Source organism: Costertonia aggregata (assembly GCF_013402795.1).
Taxonomy (GTDB): Bacteria; Bacteroidota; Bacteroidia; order Flavobacteriales; family Flavobacteriaceae; genus Costertonia; species Costertonia aggregata.
This window is the reverse complement of record NZ_CP058595.1, coordinates 2,590,226-2,611,951: the sequence shown is the minus strand read 5'-3', so window position 1 is coordinate 2,611,951 and position 21,726 is coordinate 2,590,226. Positions and strand designations below refer to the sequence as shown.

19 protein-coding genes are annotated in these 21,726 nt (G+C 38.9%); 4 read left to right on the top strand and 15 right to left on the bottom strand.

The window, feature by feature from the left end; genetic code table 11:
* Positions 1 to 93: 93 nt before the first annotated feature.
* The 10 genes from HYG79_RS11920 to HYG79_RS11875 form a co-directional block, all read right to left on the bottom strand.
* Positions 94 to 825: a LytR/AlgR family response regulator transcription factor gene (locus tag HYG79_RS11920; protein WP_179242306.1), complete on the bottom strand. Its 732-nt coding sequence runs from the start codon at positions 823 to 825 to the stop codon at positions 94 to 96.
* Entirely contained in the window at positions 822 to 1,889 is a 1,068-nt protein-coding gene (locus HYG79_RS11915) for a sensor histidine kinase (protein ID WP_179242305.1), read from the bottom strand. The genes HYG79_RS11920 and HYG79_RS11915 overlap by 4 nt, the downstream gene beginning before the upstream one ends.
* 447 nt (positions 1,890 to 2,336) lie before the next feature.
* Positions 2,337 to 2,483, bottom strand: a complete 147-nt coding sequence (locus tag HYG79_RS11910) for a hypothetical protein (protein ID WP_179242304.1) — start codon at positions 2,481 to 2,483, stop codon at positions 2,337 to 2,339.
* A gap of 233 nt (positions 2,484 to 2,716) precedes the next feature.
* Positions 2,717 to 5,029 (bottom strand): S9 family peptidase, encoded by a 2,313-nt coding sequence (locus HYG79_RS11905; RefSeq protein ID WP_449506158.1) that lies wholly within the window; start codon positions 5,027 to 5,029, stop codon positions 2,717 to 2,719.
* A 251-nt stretch (positions 5,030 to 5,280) separates the two neighbouring features.
* Positions 5,281 to 5,640, bottom strand: coding sequence for a hypothetical protein (locus HYG79_RS11900; protein WP_179242303.1), 360 nt, complete (start codon positions 5,638 to 5,640; stop codon positions 5,281 to 5,283).
* A 241-nt stretch (positions 5,641 to 5,881) separates the two neighbouring features.
* Positions 5,882 to 6,427 carry a DUF4136 domain-containing protein gene (locus tag HYG79_RS11895; protein WP_228027867.1) on the bottom strand — a complete coding sequence of 182 codons (546 nt, stop codon included), beginning with the start codon at positions 6,425 to 6,427 and terminating at the stop codon, positions 5,882 to 5,884.
* Positions 6,428 to 6,432: 5 nt separating this feature from the next.
* Positions 6,433 to 7,143, bottom strand: a complete 711-nt coding sequence (locus HYG79_RS11890) for an ion transporter (RefSeq protein ID WP_179242302.1) — start codon at positions 7,141 to 7,143, stop codon at positions 6,433 to 6,435.
* Between the two features lie 11 nt (positions 7,144 to 7,154).
* Positions 7,155 to 8,156, bottom strand: a complete 1,002-nt coding sequence (gene obgE / locus HYG79_RS11885) for a GTPase ObgE (RefSeq protein ID WP_179242301.1) — start codon at positions 8,154 to 8,156, stop codon at positions 7,155 to 7,157.
* Between the two features lie 45 nt (positions 8,157 to 8,201).
* Positions 8,202 to 8,915: an SIMPL domain-containing protein gene (locus HYG79_RS11880; protein ID WP_179242300.1), complete on the bottom strand. Its 714-nt coding sequence runs from the start codon at positions 8,913 to 8,915 to the stop codon at positions 8,202 to 8,204.
* Between the two features lie 84 nt (positions 8,916 to 8,999).
* The gene (locus HYG79_RS11875) at positions 9,000 to 10,106 is read right to left on the bottom strand and encodes an adenylate kinase (protein ID WP_179243550.1); all 1,107 of its coding nucleotides are present in this window, start codon (positions 10,104 to 10,106) and stop codon (positions 9,000 to 9,002) included.
* A 103-nt stretch (positions 10,107 to 10,209) separates the two neighbouring features.
* Here HYG79_RS11875 and HYG79_RS11870 point away from each other — a divergent pair, with 103 nt between their 5' ends.
* The 4 genes from HYG79_RS11870 to HYG79_RS11855 all read left to right on the top strand — a co-directional run bounded on the left by HYG79_RS11870 (position 10,210) and on the right by HYG79_RS11855 (position 15,125).
* Entirely contained in the window at positions 10,210 to 11,382 is a 1,173-nt protein-coding gene (locus HYG79_RS11870; RefSeq protein WP_179242299.1) for a 5-(carboxyamino)imidazole ribonucleotide synthase, read from the top strand.
* Position 11,383: 1 nt separating this feature from the next.
* On the top strand, positions 11,384 to 11,872 hold the full coding sequence (gene purE / locus HYG79_RS11865; RefSeq protein WP_179242298.1) for a 5-(carboxyamino)imidazole ribonucleotide mutase: 489 nt from the start codon (positions 11,384 to 11,386) through the stop codon (positions 11,870 to 11,872).
* Positions 11,873 to 11,973: 101 nt separating this feature from the next.
* Positions 11,974 to 13,992: a M3 family metallopeptidase gene (locus HYG79_RS11860; RefSeq protein ID WP_179242297.1), complete on the top strand. Its 2,019-nt coding sequence runs from the start codon at positions 11,974 to 11,976 to the stop codon at positions 13,990 to 13,992.
* Between the two features lie 131 nt (positions 13,993 to 14,123).
* A complete protein-coding gene (locus HYG79_RS11855) occupies positions 14,124 to 15,125 on the top strand; it encodes a cadherin domain-containing protein (protein WP_179242296.1) in 1,002 nt (333 codons plus the stop codon).
* A gap of 25 nt (positions 15,126 to 15,150) precedes the next feature.
* Here HYG79_RS11855 and HYG79_RS11850 read toward each other — a convergent pair whose 3' ends face one another.
* From HYG79_RS11850 to HYG79_RS11830, 5 genes are all read right to left on the bottom strand, one after another.
* Positions 15,151 to 17,688 (bottom strand): toxin-antitoxin system YwqK family antitoxin, encoded by a 2,538-nt coding sequence (locus HYG79_RS11850; protein ID WP_179242295.1) that lies wholly within the window; start codon positions 17,686 to 17,688, stop codon positions 15,151 to 15,153.
* Between the two features lie 102 nt (positions 17,689 to 17,790).
* Positions 17,791 to 18,828: a hypothetical protein gene (locus tag HYG79_RS11845; RefSeq protein WP_179242294.1), complete on the bottom strand. Its 1,038-nt coding sequence runs from the start codon at positions 18,826 to 18,828 to the stop codon at positions 17,791 to 17,793.
* 2 nt (positions 18,829 to 18,830) lie between these two features.
* A complete protein-coding gene (locus HYG79_RS11840; RefSeq protein ID WP_179242293.1) occupies positions 18,831 to 19,736 on the bottom strand; it encodes a hypothetical protein in 906 nt (301 codons plus the stop codon).
* Entirely contained in the window at positions 19,724 to 20,254 is a 531-nt protein-coding gene (locus HYG79_RS11835; protein WP_179242292.1) for a macro domain-containing protein, read from the bottom strand. Before HYG79_RS11835 ends, HYG79_RS11840 begins: the two co-directional genes overlap by 13 nt.
* A gap of 1 nt (position 20,255) precedes the next feature.
* Entirely contained in the window at positions 20,256 to 21,680 is a 1,425-nt protein-coding gene (locus tag HYG79_RS11830) for an ankyrin repeat domain-containing protein (RefSeq protein ID WP_179242291.1), read from the bottom strand.
* Positions 21,681 to 21,726: the final 46 nt, after the last annotated feature.

The window sequence follows — 21,726 nt, the reverse complement described above, 5'->3', positions numbered from 1 at the left end:
TGGTTGATGGTTGATAAAATAAATTTGAATCTTTGAATAAATACCTGAACTAATCCAGATATCTAAAAAAAATTAAGCTCATTGACCTCAAAACTATAAACTCATTTTATCCTTAAAAAGATATGATTGTCTGCGTGACACTTCAATCTCGTCATTGTTTTTCATGGTCAGCTTTAATTTACCATTGAACCATGGCACTACATTTTGAACATAATTGGTATTGATGATTTGCTGCCGGTTTGCCCTAAAGAAATTTTGTTCAGGTAGTTTTTCCTCTACCTGATTTAAAGATTTATACAACATCGGTTTTTCATTTTGAAAAAATACCCGGGTATAATTTCCAACGATCTCAAAATGGGAAATCTCACCTATTTTGACCAACCAACATCTTTCCCCATCCTTTATGAATATTTGACTCGCCATGGTCAATTTCTCGGCTGAAGAAGTATTTGGTTCAATTGTGGGCTCAAGTTTGAGCTTGACTTTATCAATGGCTTTTTTAAAACGTTTTTTATTTATGGGCTTTAATAAATAATCCAAGGCATTGTACTCAAAGGACTTTATCGCATACTCATCATAGGCCGTAGTGAATACGGTAATCGGCACCTCGTCCAACATTTCAAGAAGTTCAAACCCATCTTTTTCGGGCATATTTATATCCAAAAGTAAAAGGTCCGGTTGCGTATTTTTTATCAATTCAAAACCTTTGTCCACATTTTCAGCTTCCCCCACCAGTTCAAGTTCATCAAAATTTTTGATGAGTTCTTTCAGTTCGTTTCGGGCCAATCTGGAATCTTCCACTAAAACTGTTTTTATCGTACTCATGCCAACGGTATTTTTATTTGTGCCACAACCGCTTTCCCAATTTCGTTCAAAGAAAAGTTTGCTTTGTTACCGTAAAGCAATTTTAAACGTTGTCTTATATTTTTTAGGCCAAGTTGAGTCGAGTTCTTTGATATTTGTAATTTTCCCGTATTGGTTACGGTTATTAAAAGCTCATCGCCTTCCGTTTGGGTTTCGACTAAAATCTCCCCTCCATCCTTGAGATTGCCGATACCATGTTTTGCGGCATTTTCAACCAATAATTGAATGATCATTGGGGGAATCGGTATAGTTAAGGTTTCACCCGATATTTTTTTTACAAAATGCAACCTATCCTCAAATTGTATCTTGGAAAGCGAAATATAGTTTTCGACCATTTCAAGCTCATCCTCCAAAGCGATTGCATTAACATCATTCTTGGTTAATGAATAGCGGAGCATTTCTGAAAGTTTGGTTAGCATATCTCTTGACCTTTCAACATCCTCTAACATGAGCCCTCTTATGTTGTTTAGACTGTTGAACATAAAATGGGGGTTTATTTGCCCTTTTAAGGTATTTAGTTGGGCTTGTCTGATTGTGGCATTCAACTCGGCCCTTTCGACTCTTTCCGCATTCAATTTTGCTGTGACTTTAACGGCCATATAAAATATGGACCAACCTATCATTATAAGGAAAGAATTGAAAATCACTAAACCTGTGCTGTATTCTTTGTACATATCGGGAATCTCGATTTTTTCATCCTCAAAATAACCGATTACATACCCAGAACCGTATGTTAGCCCAAAATAAAGCAGGGATATTATCGTAATGGCCGAAAGAATTTTAAAGAGATCTTTTGTTCCAAAATTGTCAAGCTTAAAATGTTTTAGATACGCTCTCAAAATTCCCGTTACCAACATTCCTATAACGAACGTGGCAAGAATACTGATCAAAAAGTGGTTTGAATCTTTGTACCCATCAAAACTTGGTGTAAATGCGTAGGCTATAAAAGAAATTCCCGCCCAACCTGAAAAGTTTACGGCCCAAAAGGCGAGACCCCATCTATATTTTTTGAAAAATGAATCCATGCTATTTTTTAAAATGACCCAAATATAACTCAATAGTGAACATTCTTTGGGCTAGCCCAAGAGGTATTAAAAGAAAATACAATTTTTGATTCCGACATAAGGGTTTGTAATATTTCAAATCTTGATAAACGTGTTAGGTTTCTTCGTTGGCCTACATATTGGCTTAGAGTAAAATATTTAGGATAATGGTTATGGCTATTTTTGCTAATGCTATCATAACGTTTTTATTTTAGTTGTTTTGTTTGTGATAAAAATACCGCTAGCAGGTGTACGGTTTTTCAAAATTATGCCAAACGGCAATTTAAGTATCGCGAACGGTAGAGCGGGTTACAAGTTTTATCAATTGAGGTTATGCTTTTAAAGGCCATTATAAATAGATTACCTGAAAACCTCCCTAGAACACTCCTTGTCACAAATACGATATTTAACTTTTTCCAATTTATTTTTCTAAAAATGAATGGATAGATAGTGTAAGGCCTTACCAACCCCTTCGCCTATTTGGTACATTGCATACACTAGAGCTATTACTGAAAAAATGATGGTCTTTACTGTTTCTTTCTGTTTAATCGATTTTGAATCCATTGATACTTTCATGATATATGGTTTTAGTTATTGTTATTAATTTGATATAAATATACCCTCATTATCAGATAGTTAAAACGATAATATGACCAGCGGTAAATTTTATTTGGCGAACGGTAATCAGAATTATGTTGATTTTGAACAAGCCACTATCTTAGGTAGAACCATAACCTTCAAACACAAAAAAAGGAGCCATTTCGGCTCCTTTTTCTTCGTCTTTAATATGAATCCGGTACTTTTCCGGATTAGTCTTTTATGGGTTGTGGTGTTGCTATCTTTCCCAAGTGCTTTGCATAAAAACCCATCATAGCTTTGTAAAGCTCTATACGGTTTTCCTCTTTGCCAAACCCATGACCTTCGTCATATTTCACCATATAAGGTACATCAAAACCTTTGGTACGCAGGGCACTAACAATTTGGTCTGACTCATCAATATTTACCCTTGGGTCATTGGCGCCTTGCACTACGAAAAGTGGCTTTTTGATTTTATCGATTTGATATACCGGAGAGACCTCTTCCATAATCGCTTTTTCCTCTGCAATGTCCTCATCGTACCAAATTTCCTTGATGATCTTCAAATAAGGCTTCCAGTATGGTGGTATCGTTTTCATAAATGTAAACAGATTGGATACCCCAACATAATCTACTCCGCAAGCATACAAATCCGGTGTTTTGGTCAATCCCCTTAATACGGCATAACCACCATGGCTTCCACCATAAATAGCCGCTTTGTCCTTGTCGACCCAACCTTGGTCTATTACGTATTGTAGCCCGTCCTCAACATCGTCCATAGCTTTTCTACCGATTTGTTTAAAGCCCGACTCCAAAAACTCTTTACCGTAGCCACCAGATATTCTAAAGTTTACTTGAAGTGTGGCATACCCTCTACTGGCGAACAACTGTGTTTCCGGATTAAAGCCCCATGAATCGCGAATACCTTGTGGCCCACCATGCGGGTTAACGATTACCGGAACCTTTTGGCCATTCAATGCGGCTTTGGGCAAGGTAATATAGCCGTGCAAGGTAATACCGTCCCGACTTTTAAAGGTAATGGGCCGCATCTCGGCCATGTCGTTTTCTTTTAATTGGGGCATTAGGTTAAAAAGCTCTTTGAACTCGTTCTTGTTTACATCATAGGAAAAATATTTTCCGTACAGCTTGTCACTGGTAACATATATTAAATATTGACTTTCATCATCAGTATAATCCGCTATACTATACTCTTTCCCGTCAAATTGCTTTTCAAATTTGGCATGTAACTTTTTATAGTATTTACTTACCGGGATGACCACTTCTTTTTCCCCTTCGTAGGCAAAATAATCCAACTCCCAATTTCTTTTGCGCGAAATGGAAAGGTCCGAAACATCATATTCAGGATTGTTGAACAATTTTTTTATCGTCTTGCCTTCTTTTAAATCGTACAACAAAATCTCCGATGTGTTGCTTTCCAAATTTGAAACCACATAGGCATCGTGCGGATATTCAGTGGAATAATCAAAAAATACAATGGAAAATGCGTCTTTCCAGCTCAGGCTTTTCAAAATTTCAAATTTGCCTTCCTCCACAGCATAATAAATATCTTGCTCGACCCCATCCCGGATTTTGGTAAAGCCCTTTAAATTACCGTCTTTATCAAAATTGTAGCCAGCAATCGGGTTGGCTATATCATCATTGGTATACAATTGTTTCATCTCGCCCGTAACCACGTTCACTTTATAAGGCTCAAAAACCTGTGGGTTATTCTTGTTCAATTGCACGATAATATGGTCTTTGTCATCTTTCAACAAATCGGTGAACTGTGCCTGTACGCCCTCAAAAGGTGTTATATCCTTTAGATTGCCCCCATCCAAATCAACTACGTAGATGTGATAGTTTTCATCGCCTCCCTTATCCATAGAATAATACAGCCTATTGTTATTGATCCAACCGTAACCGCGCACCAATTCTTCTTTTTCTTCTATGGCGCGTTTGGTCTCTCCGGTAGCGATGTCCTTCACATAAATATGCCGTTTGCCGTTTTCATCCTTTTCGCGATAGGACATAAAATTTCCATCCGGTGAGAATCGGAAAGTAGAAGCTTTTGGTCTAGCGAAATAATCCTCAACCGTATATTTGTAATTACCATTGTCCAAAGAGGCCAATTTTGCCAGCGCTTCGTCAGAAGTGGGCAATTTAGGGTTACCGGGAATCGTTTTTTCGGTTTTTTCCAAGACCAACGGAAATTCCATACCCGACTGAAAAAAAGTACCTTGCATCTTTGCGGTGTCCATAGTCCCCACATACTTTATACCTGCTTGTTTAAAAACTATCGTGAGTTCGTCTCCCGACAAGGTGGTTTCATCCATGGGAATATCGGTTGCGCCTTGCGAAGGGCTGTCCATGGTAGATGTATAGCCATCATCGGTTTTTGATATATTGAAAACCAATGGCATCTCGGTGCCTTGAACAGTTAGGGTGCCCTTCCAGGAACCTACTATCTCTTGTGCAAAACCTTGCATGGTGCATACCAAAAAGGCAATTACAAGAATTACTTTTGTTTTACTGTTGTTTTTTTTCATGATCGTTGTTTTTTGTTCTGAATATTCTATGCATTAATGATTTCTTATGGATTGATTTTCAAACCCTGACCAATAGGTATGCGAAAAGGGTTTTTTATTACATGTTTTTACCACCAATCTATAGTTCCAGGCCAAATCTATATTGAAAAATGACCGAAATAGATAAAAATATGACCAACGGTAAAATACCCTTAGTAAAAGGTATTTGATAAATCTAAGAAAGCAGCTTGCGCACACATATGTTTTGAACTTTAAACCGATACGGTCGGCCAAATAATCTTAAAAAGGACCTTACCTATCAAAAAACCGATACCCAAGCCCATGATTATCAATAAAAACAGTAATTGTGTAGAGGTCTGTGGCAATAAATTCACCAATGAAACGGGCACATTGTTTCTTTTTATCTCGAAAAGGTTACCTTTTCTACCATGCGCTTTGTTCTGAACTATTTGATATTGGTTTTTACCTACCGAAAAATTGTGCTCATACCGAGCCCTCGTAGGTTTTTCCGAAACTTTGATACCGTTTAGAAGTACTTTTTCTTTCCCGAAGATCGTATTTACGATTTCAATCTTGTAGTTGTCCACATAATACATTGCACTTTTTGCCATGAACTAGGTAAATTTGGTTACACGTATAATAAAAAGGGTTTAAATCAACGTGAAAATTATCTGGCAGGGCATACGATTGTAGCCTATATTCCGATTCGGGGGGACTCGAAAAAGATTATTTTCTGAATTTGATGTCGAATATATTTAAATAAAAAAACACTACAAACCAAAGTTTTCAACAATCGAAGAATTCTTACAAACAATAGCGTAGTATCAAACAAATATCCAAGAAGTTAGAAGCTTATTTGGGCGGGTATTTTGAAAGTACTTTTTGAACGATTTCCCTTAGTTTCTGCTCCCTGATTTCTGGTGTAACATCCTCCTTAAAGGCACTTTCACTTTGGGCACTCCAAAATAGGGCGTCTTTTTGGCTGTCTACAAAATCAAACCGGATCTGACGTTCTAACTTAGGCTGACCTACAGGAATGCCTATAGACACACCACCACCAACATTTCTGCCGCCACCTCCCAATCCTACACCGACCGAATTGTTTTGTGCCCCTTGGAAGGTGTTGCTGGTTATATTGATTAAAAAATCGGGTTCCTCGGAGAGCAAAATACCCTTGGACTGCATTTCATTATCCAAAACCCTTAGAAGTCGTCTTGTATCAAACTCACTAAGACCGGTTTCCATATCGGGGTAATAGTTATAGGTGGTATAGTTGGTAAAATCGGTTTCCCTCTCATAATCGTAGCTCACACGAACAGAGCCACAAGAAATACATAGGAATAACAGTAACAGGCTGTTGAAAAGTTTCATGTCCATAGAATTTACTTCAAGGTACATAAAAATCAGTTTTCATCCTTTGTATCGACAGATTTTGTGAGTGCGGAAGAAATGATACCTGTAGGGATGGCTACAATACCCAACCCTATCATCAAAATAAAGAAAGTGAATATTCTGCCCCCTACCGTTATGGGATATACATCACCGTAGCCGACCGTGGTCAAGGTAATTATGGCCCACCAAAGACTATCAAAGATGGATGAAAAATGCTCGGGCTGGGCCGCATTTTCAAAATAATAGATACCTACGGCCGAAAAATATATCAATATCAAGGTTACAAAAAGAAAGAGAAGGATTTCCTCCTTAGCCAACATGATGGCTTTGGAGAAATGCTTTATTGCCCTATTGTAGCGCATCAATTTTAAAATTCGGAACAATCTTAAAAAACGCAGTGCCCGCAATGACCGTAAATCTATACCTATGGATAAATAAAACGGAAGAATGGCCAACACATCAATAAGGCCAAAAAAACTGAAGATAAACCTTCGCCTATTATCGGCAACATAAATTCTTAGTATATACTCGATACTAAAGACCAATACACAAAACACCTCGATGATTCGTAATAATTTACGGGTTTCGGGTTTAAGGTCGGGAACGGTCTCGAAAGAAAAAGAGATAATCGATACCAGAATCAAAATCTGTATAAAATAGGCGAAAATCCTACTTTTGGTATTATCGTTAAATTCAACGATATTTTTGAGGTACTGTCTCATAAAGAATCAAACTATTGGTTCAGCATATTCCAAAGCCTATCTTTCAACTCCTGAATACCTTGTTGCGCTACGGAAGAGATAAACATATACGTTACGTTTTTCAAATCTTTATCCAATTCCACTCTCATTTCATGCATAAGTTCATCGTCTAACATATCGGATTTTGAGATGGCGACCAAACGCTGTTTGTCCAACAATTCGGGATTGTACCTACGGAGCTCGTCTAACAGGATTTCGTATTCCTTGCTGATGTCCTTGCTATCGGCGGGAATCAAAAACAACAAAGTCGCATTACGTTCTATATGGCGTAAAAAATAATGTCCTAATCCCTTGCCCTCGGCAGCACCTTCAATTATGCCGGGGATATCCGCCATCACAAAACTCTGGAAATCCCGATACTCCACAATACCCAAATTTGGTTTTAAGGTTGTAAACTCATAATCGGCAATCTTAGGTTTTGCAGAGGTTATTACCGAAAGTAGCGTAGATTTACCTGCATTGGGAAAACCTACCAATCCCACATCTGCCAATACTTTTAGCTCTAGGGTAACACGGGTCTCTTGTCCCGGAATCCCAGGCTGGGCATATCTAGGTGTTTGGTTGGTGCTGGTCTTAAAATGCCAGTTACCGCGACCGCCCTTACCGCCTTCGACCAGTATTTTTTCCTCGCCATGTTCGGTAATTTCAAAAAGAATCTCGTTGGTTTCGGTATCACGGACTACAGTTCCCAAAGGCACCTCCATATACACATCCTCGCCATCTGCACCGGTACTTCTACTTTTGGCACCATGCTCACCGTGACCTGCCTTAAAATGTTTACGAAACTTGTAATTGACCAAAGTCCAAAGGTTACTGTTGCCCCTAACGATGACATGGCCACCACGACCGCCATCGCCACCATCAGGACCGCCTTTGGTAATGTATTTTTCGCGATGTAAGTGTACGGAGCCCTTACCACCGTTTCCGGATTCGGCATATACCTTTACATAATCTACAAAATTACCTTCGGTCATTTATTTCGTTTGTGTCGTTTGTGAAATTGTGGTTATTCGTGGTCTTTATTTTACATTGTAAGTCAATGTTACACTTGCACTTACTGGAATCATACCAATCGATAGACCTTCATAATCTGAATTGTCCGTTACATTCTGAACCACGTTCTGTGAAATATTTGAACCTAGTAACCTATTACCATATAAGCCGTAGGAATTATTGGAATATTCTGCAATATTTACAATGTTACCAAGTTGAATGCCCACTTCGGTCGCCAAGAATTCAGCTTTTTCTTTTGCTGCTTCAATAGCGAGCTTTCTTGCTTTTTTTCGATTTTCTTTCAGATGTGTTGTTCTAAAACTGATATTATTTACTTTGTTGATACCCATTTTTAGAAGTTCGGTCAGAATTTCTTCGTATAGCCCCAGTTCTTCGATAGTTACTGAAAGGTACTGGTCTACACTGTAATAGTTGAGGTCGTTGTTGTTATAATTATAGCTGGGGTTTATACGTATATAATCCGTTTGCAAGTGCTTTTCAAGAATGCCCTTTGCTTTACAAAAAGCAACGGCTTTTGCGATAATACGTGAATTTTCCGTTTTGGTAGCCACTAAATCTTTTCCCCGTGATTCCAACCCCAACTGCAATACCACTTGATTGGGTTGAATTCTAACAGTTGCACTACCTTCTACTCGAAATTCTTTTTCCATTACGTTATCGTTTTGCGACTGTGCGGTAAAGCACATAAAGCATATGGCCAGCATTTTAAAATATCTCATTTTACCAGTTTTAGAATCATATAGCAAGTCTCAGCTATTGCCGTTATCATCAAGACAAATCAACCTACAAATGTATAAAATACTCTAAAGTTCCTCGATTACTTTCCCTAAACGCATGGTTATCTCATCAATAGCACCGATGCCGTTCACGCTATGGAACTTACCTTGAGCTTCGTAAAACTCTTTTAACGGGGCGGTTTTTGAATTGTACTCTTCAAAACGATTGCGAATTTTGCCCTCGTCCTGATCATCGGTACGGCCACTTACCTTGCCCCTTTCCAACAAACGCTGGATCAGCACCTCATCATTGGCCTCTAGCGCGATGGTAGCATCGATTTTCATGTTTTTGGAAGATAAAAATTTATCCAATGCCTCGGCTTGTGCCGTTGTTCTGGGGAAACCATCAAAGATAAACCCACTGGCATCAGGATTTTTATCAACCGCATCTTCGAGCATTTTTATGGTTACCTGGTCGGGCACCAAATCTCCCTTATCGATATAAGACTTGGCCAACTTGCCCAAATCGGTATCGTTTTTCATGTTATAGCGAAACAAATCTCCTGTCGAAATATGCTTTAAGTTGTATTTTTCTTTCAAAAATTCGGCTTGCGTTCCTTTACCTGCACCGGGCTTGCCGAATAATACAAGATTGATCATATGTTGTTGGTTTAGTTGGTACACTTCTTTAAGGTTTCTTCCCAGTTCATTATAATCCAGACCATAGCCTACGATAAATTTATCCGGAATATCAATGCCCACATAGTCAATGGTATATTCCCCGTTGTAAATCGCCGACTTATAAAAAAGGCTGGCAATTTTGAATTCTTTTACGCTGGTGTTGGAAAATAGATTGACCAATTCTTTTAGCGTACGGCCCGAGTCTATGATATCCTCTAAAATAATGACGCTTTTCCCCTCAATATTGTCGGGTGGATCCAAAAGTGTCTCCACAATGCCCGTAGACGTTAGACCTTGATACGAGCTCAATTTCACAAAGGAAACTTCACACGGGTATGGATACGCTTTTAGAAAATCTGCCACGAACATGAACGACCCATTCAGCACCCCAACAAAAACAGGAATTTCATCCTTGTAGTCATCGGCTACTTTCTTGGCCAGTTCAGCAACGGCCGTCTGTATTTTGGTTTCGCTCAAAAAAGGCTTAAAATACTTGTCGTGGAGCTTTATCACTTGGTTCAAATCTTTACTGGTTGGCAAAGATACTGAACTCTTCTTGAACCGTATCATCGCCATTTTAAGAATTCGACGTATTTTTGTAAAACAACATTATTACATGGTAAAACTTAGCGCAAAAGACTATTTTTCTTCCGATTTTAAGCTAGGAATCTTAGGTGGTGGCCAGTTGGGAAAAATGCTACTCTATGAAACTCGAAAATTTGATATACGAACCAAAGTAATGGATGCTTCTGACGAAGCACCCTGCAAAATTGCGTGTAACGAATTCGTCAAAGGAAGTTTGATGGACTTTGACGCCGTATACGACTTCGGAAAGGATGTAGACGTACTAACCATCGAAATTGAGAACGTAAACCTCGATGCCCTTGAAAAATTGGAAGATGAGGGCACCAAAGTCTATCCACCCGCAAAGGCGCTTCGCACGATTCAAAACAAAGCAACACAGAAATTGTTTTATACCGATAACGGAATTCCGACAGCTGGGTTCTCACGTTTTGCCTACGCCAGTGAGATAAAGGATAGTGTTGAAAACGGAGGGTTGGAATTTCCCTTCGTTTGGAAAGCGGCACAATTTGGATATGATGGGCAAGGCGTTAAAGTGGTGCGTAAAATGGATGATTTGGCAGAATTGCCTTCTGGCGAGTGTATTACCGAAACCATGATTCCCTTTAAAAATGAGTTGGCCGTTATCGTAGTTCGGAACCCCAGCGGTGACGTGGTTACTTATCCTGTAGTTGAAATGGAGTTTCACCCAGAAGCAAATCAAGTGGAGTATGTTATCTGTCCGGCTAGAATAGATGAAGACATAGCTTTGAAAGCTCGGAAAATTGCCTTGAAAGTTTCGGAAAAAATTGGACATATCGGTATTTTGGCCGTGGAAATGTTTCAAACGCAAGATGATGAAATATTGGTCAACGAAGTTGCCCCAAGACCCCATAATAGTGGTCATTATAGCATAGAAGCGAGTTATACCAACCAATTTGAACAACATATTCGTGCCATTTTGAATTTACCGTTGGGAAAAACAGAAAGCAAAGTGGCGGGCATTATGGTAAATTTGGTGGGCACTGAAGGCCATACCGGCAATGTAGTATACGAAAACATAGCCGAAATTATGACGATGGATGGTGTTACTCCCCACATTTATGGTAAAAAGCAAACCCGTCCTTTTCGAAAAATGGGCCACGTGACCATAGTGAACAAAGATGTTGACGAAGCGAGAAGGGTAGCGCAAAAAGTAAAGGAAACGATTAAAGTAATCAGCAAATAATATGAGCAAAGTAGCCGTAGTCATGGGAAGTACCAGCGACCTGCCTGTAATGCAGGAAGCTATTGATATTCTAAAAGGTTTTGATATCGAAGTAGATGTCGACATCGTATCCGCACATCGTACTCCCGAAAAACTTTTTGAGTTCAGCAAAAATGCACATTCTAACGGGTATTCGGTGATTATTGCCGGGGCCGGCGGCGCAGCCCACTTACCAGGTATGGTCGCTTCTATGTCTCCCTTACCAGTGATTGGCGTTCCTGTAAAAAGCAGCAATTCCATTGATGGCTGGGATTCTATACTTTCCATTCTTCAGATGCCAGGAGGTGTTCCGGTAGCTACCGTAGCACTCAATGGAGCTAAAAATGCTGGCATTCTTGCCGCACAAATCATAGGCTCTTCCGATAAATGTGTTCTGGATAAAATCATTTTCTACAAAGAAGGGTTAAAACAGAAGGTTATTGATGGAGCGAAGTCAGTGAATAACAAATAGCTCTTGGTCTAATGAAACAATATATACGCATGACTGTCTGTTTGAGCCTTTCGGCTGCGCTCAAGATAAATTAAATCGAGAACTAATCTCTAAAATATACAATGAATAACCCTTTACTCGAAAAATTCGACACCGCCCCTTTCTCCAAAATCAAGAATGAGCACTTTCAACCTGCTTTTTTAAAAGCTATGGAAGACGCACGGGCCGAAATTGATGCAATTACCTCAAATTCCGAATCACCTACTTTTGAAAACACAATAGAGGCTTTAGAGTTTTCGGGCCAGCAATTGGATAGGATTTCGAGTGTCTTCTTCAACCTGAATTCCGCCGAAACCAATGAAGATATCCAGAAAATAGCGCAAGAGGTTTCTCCCTTGCTTTCCGAATTCAGCAATGACATTACGCTAAACGAAGATCTGTTCAAAAGAATAAAAACCGTTTATGAACAAAAAAACGCGTTTAATTTGTCCGTAGAACAAAACACGCTTTTAGACAAACGCTACAAAAGCTTTAGTCGAAACGGTGCTAATTTGCCCGACGAAAAAAAGAAACGTTTGCGAGAAATCGATACCGAACTATCAAAACTGAAATTGAAATTCGGGGAGAACGTCTTGGCAGAAACCAACAAATATGAAATGCACCTCACGGATGAAACTGACTTAGAGGGATTACCGGACGGAGCAAAAGAGGCGGCCGCACAATTGGCCAAATCAAAAGACAAGGAAGGTTGGTTGATCACGCTTGATTATCCTAGCTATATCCCTTTTATGAAATATGCCAAAAACCGAGAATTGCGCAAAGAACTCTCTTTGGCATTTGGTAGCAAGGGATTTCACGGGGATGAACTCGACAACCAAAAAATTGTTTTGAAAATAGCAAAACTACGCCATGAACGTGCCAATCTTTTAGGCTACGAGACCCATGCCCATTTTGTATTGGAAGAGCGCATGGCCGAGACTCCGGAGAAGGTTCATTCGTTTTTAAATGAACTTCTTGAAAAAGCCAAACCTGCGGCCGAACGTGAATTTAAAGAACTCGAAGACTTTGCAAAAGAACTAGATGGTATTGACCGCCTCGAAAAATGGGATGGTAGTTATTATTCCGAAAAGCTAAAGCAAAAATTATTCAGTTTGGACGACGAACAATTAAAACCCTACTTTAAACTTGAAAACGTAATCGATGGCGTTTTTAACGTTGCCGAAAAGTTGTTCGGATTACAATTTGAGGAAGTTTTTGATATTGACAAATACCACGAAGAGGTAAAAACCTACAGGGTCTACGATTTGGATAAAAATTTTATTTCGGTTTTTTACACCGATTTTCATCCAAGGGCCGGAAAACGTGGTGGTGCTTGGATGACTTCCTTTAAGTCACAATTGAAAAAAAATGGAGAGAACGTTCGCCCGCATGTTTCCAATGTGTGCAATTTCACCCCATCCACAAAATCAAAGCCATCACTGTTGACCTTCAATGAGGTAACCACCCTGTTTCATGAATTCGGACATGGGCTACATGGCATGTTGGCCAACACCACTTACCCTAGCCTCTCAGGAACATCGGTCTATTGGGATTTTGTGGAACTGCCCAGTCAAATAATGGAAAACTGGTGTTATGAAAAAGAAGCCCTGGAACTCTTTGCCAAACATTATGAAACCGGTAGGATTATTCCTATGGAGTTGATTCAAAAAATAAAAGATTCGGCAACGTTTCAAGAAGGCATGCAGACCTTGCGTCAATTGAGTTTTGGACTATTGGATATGGCATGGCATGGCACAGACCCGTCTGGGATAACCAATGTAAAAGCCTATGAGACCAAAGCTTTTAAAGGCACGAATTTATACCCTGAAACAGCTGAAACCTGTATGAGCACTGCTTTTGCACATATTTTTCAAGGTGGTTATTCTTCAGGCTATTACAGTTATAAATGGGCAGAAGTCTTGGATGCGGATGCCTTTGCCTACTTTAAGGAAATGGGGATTTTTAATCAAGATGTCGCTGCCAAGTTCAAAGAGCATGTGCTTTCAAAAGGCGGTACGGAAAACCCAATGGTGCTATACAAAAGATTTAGAGGCGCAGAGCCCAAGGTAGAGGCTTTGTTGGAGCGAGCAGGTTTGGTCTGATTGTACAACCCTAAAACACTTTGGTTTTATCCAAAAAAGTAAGGGCCTATCATATAAATAAAGGGATTACAACAATTATTTTGGTATAATCAGCGTTAGGTTCGTATTGTTTTGATAAACTTACATATCCTATGAAAAAAGTCCTTTTACTTTTACCCGCTCTTTTTGTTATTGGTTGTAGTTCGGATTCGGACACCATAAATGAAGATTTGGAAAATAGCGCACCTCAAATTAATGTACAGTCCTTTCAGGTTGATGAACATTCGGTTGTTGGAACGGTCATAGGTACGGTAACCGCTACCGATGCAAATAACGATGTTTTGACCTATACCATTGACAATTCAAGTGGCCTTGAGATAAACGAGGACAATGGGGAGTTAAGGGTCGGCAATACCGCAATACTCGATTTTGAAACTGCACAGAGTTTATCCTTTACCGTTTCGGTTTTTGATGGCACAACGATCGCAGAGCAAGAATTTACCCTTACCTTCAACGATGTTAATGAGTATGACCTATTGACGGATACTGAAAAAGAAACGGTAGATTACTTTAAATACCTTACCCTTTGGCAAGGGCCCAGCAACACTCCCAGAAACAGAAACAGTAGATGGCAACAAACCATGAAATTGTACTTGGACGGGCAAATATCCCAAGAGTTCAGAACCAACGTCATTGCAGTTGTTTCTGAGTACAATATGATTTTTGAAGATAGCGATTTTAGTATTGAGCTGGTCGAAACCATGGATGAGTCAAACACACACTTGTTTTTTGGCGAAGTAGCTGATGTTGAAGCGGTTTGGCAAGATATGTTCAACATCATAAACGGGAACACATTTTCCGGTTATGCCATAAGCAACGGTACGGTATCGCAAATCAATAGTGCAAGAATTTGGATATCAAATATCATTCCCGTACTTACCAAACACGAATTGGGTCACACACTTGGTTTTGGACACTCGGACAAATGTGAAACGGAAAATAGTTTCATGTGTTCTTCAATAGGTGTTGAAAACGACATTCTCGATATAGAAAAAGAAGTGCTCAAATATGCTTATGACAATAGAACCAGCGGCGGACTCACTTCTAACGAAATTGAAACTACTTTGGCCAATCTTATTCTACTCGATAGATAAAAAAACCCACGCCATCCTATAATTATCAATATAATTTTGACGGGGCAATGTAATCCAAATACAGGCCTAAGCTATTGATATAGGTCGGTGGGCTATTTGGTTTTAAAACTTCTTCGGCATTGAAGACAATATCGTTGTTCTCATCAAAATATTGAACTTTGAACACAGTGTCATCTTTTTCGACAGATATAAAGGAAACCCCGTAGTTTTGGCCATTATCTTTTAACAAAACTTTGCCCGAAACCAGTTTTCCGTTTTCAAAAACGGCCTTGTTTGTTGGTGTACCTTTTTCATCATATTTGATGACCTCTCCCGTTAAGTTTCCATTTTTGGTCGTATACTCATATTTTACGGTTTTGTTGTCGGAGGTATACTGAAGATGACGCTCCAAATCACCTACGCTAAACAAAGTTTTGTTCTTGCCTTCTTTACCATATCGTACACGTTCTACGATTTTTCCGTTTTTGAACACCTCTTCTGTTCTATAATCTCCCGATCCTGTTATCTTTTTTCCATCATAAGCGCTGCCCATCTTGTAAATTAACGAACTTATCACATTGCCGTTCAAATCATAATAAACGGCCTTACCGTCAAGTTTACCGTTTAGATAGTTCTCGGTATGTTTTAGATTTCCTTGATAATCGTAGTACTTGAATATACCCTCTCTTAAATCTTCAATGTACCTGCCCTCTTCTTCAATTTCATCTTGATACCCCAACTTTTGGTACACCCCGTTGCGTTGCCCGTTTTTAATGGTAAATAATTCCTTGGTCTTATGGTCGAAAATCTTTCCCTCAAAAGGTTTACCATCTTTAAAACTGATTTTTCCCAATACCTTGTTGTTTCTTGAATAGTAGGTTCCACAACAGCTGATATCTTCATCCTCTAAAAGTACAGGTACACTTTTTCTGATATCCCTATCATATACCAAATCATATAGTTTACTGCGAACTACCTGACCGTTTTTTCGTTCTTTCATCTCTTTCACATCATCGCTAGCATCAAAAAAATCATAGAATGTGCCCTCTTTTGTAATAAAATCATAATTGCCCAAAAGTTCTCCGGCCTTGTTGTAATAGGTGCCTTTTTGCTTGTCATATTTTTTTAAGGTAATCTCACTTTGTTTATTTCCATTGCTATAAAATTTGGTTTCCTTTACTCTTGTATACCCATCAGGGCCGTATAGTACATCTTCCCTAAAAATTTGCCTTGGCTCTTTCAAAATGATGAAACTACTTTCCTTTGTGCGCGTAGAATTTTCATACACCTCTATCCTACTTATGTTTCCCTCATAATCAATACTATATCTTTTTCCACTTATGGGTTTTGAATAATAGTCTTCTTGAAAAACCAGTGATGCCAACATTTTACCTTCTTTATCATAGTAGGTTTCCGTTTTATCTTGTCTTTTACTAAAAAGAATATTGGTTTTTGGATAAAAAACCTCTTGTAGTATCAATTTACCGTCTTTATACTCACTTTTACGATCGCCGATGATTTCCACACCATTTTGAGGTACATAATTGGAATAAGTGATACGGGCGATTTCTTTTCCCTCTTGATCGTAACTTACCTGCGATTCTTTAACTCCCTTGGAAAATGTTTCTTTTTGTTTTAGTTTACCATTTTCGTGATAGGTAGCTTGGGAAACCAATTTACCTTCTTTGTATATGCGTATAGATTGTACCCTATCTTCGGCACCCGTTTTATTACTATTGTAAAACAAATATTCCACCCCGTTTTCAGGCTTTAGATAGTTTCGGTCAACGCTGTAGACAACTTTCCCCAATTGCGTTCCATCGGGTCTAAAAAATTCTTTGGAATACACAGGTTCTTGTATGAATTTTTCACGTATCTGCCCATTGGGGTAATATACCGTGCTGCCAAAAACATAACCTTCCTTGTAATATTGAATGCTGCGAACACGCATGGGACTATAATAATAGCTTACGTACAGCCCTTTTGTACCGCCATTGGGCAATATGTTTTGTTCCCCTATAAAACCCCCATTCTTTCCGTAATATTTTGAAACCGACCTAGAACCGTTATTGGGCCTAAAATATTCATACCGTATACCATCAATGTCTTTATCGTAAAAAATTTCTTTAAGGCTATCCCCGGTTTTCTCCATATAAAATTGTCCACTGTTCAGAGGGTTGTTTCTTTTACCAGAGACAAAACGGCCATTTTCATATTTGGCGACCAATTTTTTTGTACCCATATAGGTAATAAAATCACCCTGTAGGCGGTTATCTTTGTAGGTGGCTTGTTGAAAAACACTCCCATCCTCATTATACCATGTCGCCTTATTTTCCCAGATATCTTTTTCGGCACTTTTTGACAGAGCTTCCATTTGTATTTTACCGGAGATATAATAATCCTTAACCCGAAACAGATTTCCCTCACTTTTTATGGGAGGCCTGTAAAAACTGGCACTGTCTTTTACGGTAGGCTTCCATTTGGCATCGTAAAATATAGTGTCGTTTTGTGCCGACACTGTACTTATGGCAAACAGAAATATAATATTTAAAAGCCCTAATGTTTTATTCGATTTTAACTTCATAGCAAACGATAAATGATTTTTCATGAGGTAAAATTAAGTAAAGAGAGCTTCAAAAACATCCCTGAATTCAGTAATTATATTTTATAACAAGATGTACCTTTTTCAAAGGTCTTCAACCAATTCAAAATATCGCAGTTCATATTTTTGCTCATAGCGATGACCTACCTTAAAATTTGCGGGAAACATAGATTCAAAAACAGCATCCAAAGTAACCTCATTATTATCCGAACCTATTTTTTCACGAATCAAAGATTTGATATTTTCTTTTGATACTCCTGCCCGAATGAACGCCGGACTAAAATCATGCTTCTGTACTTGCTCGTAAAACTCTTTGGTACAGAAAAAGGTGAGTTGTGCTCCATAAAAGGTATACCCCCGAAGCGATAGTATACTGTTGGTTTCCGTATTGCGTAGATAGCGGCTGGCACCACCCTTGTTTATGGACAATATTGGGTTGGGCTCAGCGCTATGCGATGTATTGCTATTTGTTTTAAAACCAGAAAAATCAGCCAGCCCGGTTTTAATTCTTTCTGCAAACGCTTTGCCATATTCGTGATCATTAAAGGTAGAATCTCGCTCGGAGACCAGTATGGGGGGACATTTTAACGTAAAACGATATTCGTGACCCTCGGCATTTACTTTTGTTTCCCGTGATATAAATACTTTATTGTTTTTTGCAAGGGAATCCTTTTGCCGTTCGTAAACTATGCGCGGTTCGTAAATAGACTTGAGTTCAACAGGGCGGCCATACTCCCTAATATTACCCATTTCAAAAACCTTAAACTTGCGGGCCAGTTTAGCTTTAATTAGCGTGTTGTTCTTAAAGAGACGAAGCCCACTAGGGCCTGCACCTTCTCCCGGTAAATAGCTCATCCAGCTTATACGCATTTTTATTTTGTCTTTATTGGCCTCTAAGACGTCGGGGTCATCAATTAAAATTGGCGGGTTTTTATCATCAAGAATAATGGCATATTCTCCCATAGAAAAGTTGATATCACGATAATCAAACTCCTTTTTCGCTGTTGTGATCTCAGAAATGGAATCCTCTACTTTTTGCCTTACAAACCATGCACAGGCCCTAAATAAAAAGAATAGTAACACTACTACACCCACGATAAAGAGAATACTTTTGGCTTTCATACTTATTCTTTTGAATGCATATTGGCTTTGATTTTTTCAAAATATTCCCCCAATGCTACCTCATCGCCATAAGCACGGTTATGCCAATACACTTTTCCGTTTTCGAGATTAGGCCATTCTTTTGAATTTTTATCCTGACCTAGATAAACGGAGTAATATCCTTTGTCCTGGATTACCAATTCTATAAAATCTTTGGGTTTTAGATCACCGTTCTCGAATATGCTCCTTTGGTCACCGGTAGCCAAGTACACATCAAAATCAGTAAAATTAAAATGCGGGTTGTTGTTATCAAAATTTCTAAAAGTGCGCCAATCTCCCTTTTTAAGGATGAACTTTCGGAGTTTTTCAAAATCTTTCTTGGAAAACACATCGGATATCTCAACAAATTTTTCTTTTTCCAAGGCCTTCCAATCTTTGGATAAGCTGTAAATACCATCAAAAAGCAATTCTTTTCGTTTCATTTTGAATTTTACGCCGGTGTTTGTATCAAAACGGATATATCTACCGTCTTTCCTTCCCGTTTGTAACTCATATTCATAACTTTCCATATACGGGTAACTTAAACTACCATTAGCATCGGAATGGAACGAAATCTTGCGTAAGTCTTTAACATCCTCATAATTAAGGTACAAAACGGCATATAGTTTTCCATCCTCTTCATAAATATGCTTTGAGGTCATCTTGATCGGAAACAAACCTTCGACCAGAGCAGTCGTTCGCATGAGTGAGTCCAAACCAGCTTTTGCCTGTTCTTTGTAAGGGTCTAAACTATAAATGTCATTTTGGTGTATAGTGATTTGTTTGGTGGTTGTGTTAATGTCGATTTCAGCAGATTTTGCGGCAATGGGAATGTCTTCTTGAGACAAGAACGAGACCAAGGCAAAAAGCAATATTTTTATTTCTTCCATTTGTCTTTCAATATTTCCAAATAAGTGATGAAAACGTTGTAGTAGGCATCATTATAACAATAGAACTGAATCTCTTGAAAGGTTTCAAATGATGCTGCGATATCAATACCAATATGAACTACTTCCTGAACGGGATATAAGAAAATTCCATGGCTTAAACTCGGCACCCGAATAGAAGACGCACCAAAATCAATGGCTTTCAAAAAAATATTATTGTAAAACTGTTCTAACCGTTTCTTATTATTGTCTTTTTTTGATGATTCCAAAACAGCATACATAAGACTGGATTGTCCACCGTCTTCCTCCGGGATAACATAAACATCACCGTAAGCGACAGCACTTTTATCAGGAATGATGCTTCGTTCCATACGCAATTGATAGCGATGATTATAGATGACATAATCCAAAGGCTTGTGAACACCTGATGTTTCTAAATCACGATTTACGGGTGCAACGATAATGTCGACATTCCTTTCCGTAATATCCTTTGATTTATCGAAAATCTTGACATGATTCATTCTAAAGGTATTTTTTGGTTTTGAGAAACTTTACCATCTTCGGGTGAATTTTGTGTCTTTCTATTTTTCGTATGGGCTTGGTTTTCGCTCCATTTTCAACCAAAAAGCAAACCATTTGGGTATCATTATTCAGTACTGCAACAGTTAATGGCGTTTTATCGAAAATCATGAAATGGCCTGACTTTATTTCAATCCACGCACCGAACTTCAGTAAAAAAGCCACTAGCTCTACATTGCCAGTTTCTACGGCCACCTCTAAAACACTTTGACCATTGCCTGCCACACGATTTATCTCAGCGCCCAAATCAATGAGGTATTTCATCATCGCAATATTCTCGTTTTCACATGCTGCCATCAAGGGCAGGCTATCCATTATATTTTCAGTTTCTGAAAAATTGATGTCCGCAGCATAACGCAATAGGCAATCTATAAGTTCTTTGTTCTCTTGTTTCACTGCTATGGTAAGCGGTGAGCCCCCAATGATGACAAAATTCGGTGACACTCCTTTTTGCAGCAAATTTTCGACTGATCCGTTATTACCTTGGTAACAGGCATGTTGCATTTCGCGCCGCAGCCTCTCTAAGTCGCTTGCATCGAAAATCCCATCTCTTTCAGGTTTAACTATAGGTTGAGACTTTTTTATCTCCTCAACTTGTTCTTTGAATGTCCAAAAACTCGTGACATCCACCGGATTTTCGTCGGAGGTTAGATATCTCAGCGCTTGCTCAAAATACTTTGCGACCGAGCTATCAAAATACATTTTATACGCGGGGTCGTTTTCTTTTTTCTTAAGTGCCAAGGATGCCATTGCATAGGCGGTAACTTGCTCGGGCAAATACCCTTGGCTTTGCATTTGCCACCCAAAACCATTTTGGATACCCGATGTTAATTGAAATTTTGCGTTAGCGATAAAAATTCCGAAACCGAATACGATGGCCGTAAGATCGGTTAGATATTCATCATTTTGAATGATACGATGCTCGCCTAACAGTTTTTCGTGTGCCAATTCATGACTGATAGTTGCGATAAGGCTTTCTGGACGTTTCAATTGCCCTCTTTCTATTCGAATCAGTGATTTTCCACCTTTTTTTTGATACGTGCCCGCAGCACGGGAAGACCTTCCCATAATATCCATGCTTGAACTTAAGAGCGTGCCGTCATCCAGATAGCGACTTTCTTCCGAATAAAACTCCAATGAGACTTTTTTCTGAATATCCATCAACTCTTTACAACGTTGCAAAATAAACTGGGCATCCGATTCTTCACCATCAAAATCTCGGTTAAAGAACTCTTTGGTGGGCTCAACAGTTTTGACCGCTCGTAACCTATCCTCGCCCAAGCTATCCTTCAAAAAGGAAAGGGACTCCTCGACCCATGTTTGGTCTTTAGACGTTATCGGTAATTTTGGTTTTTCGTTCCAGAACATTCAAATTCAAATTCAAATTCATGTAAGACGTTACGCTAACTTGTGT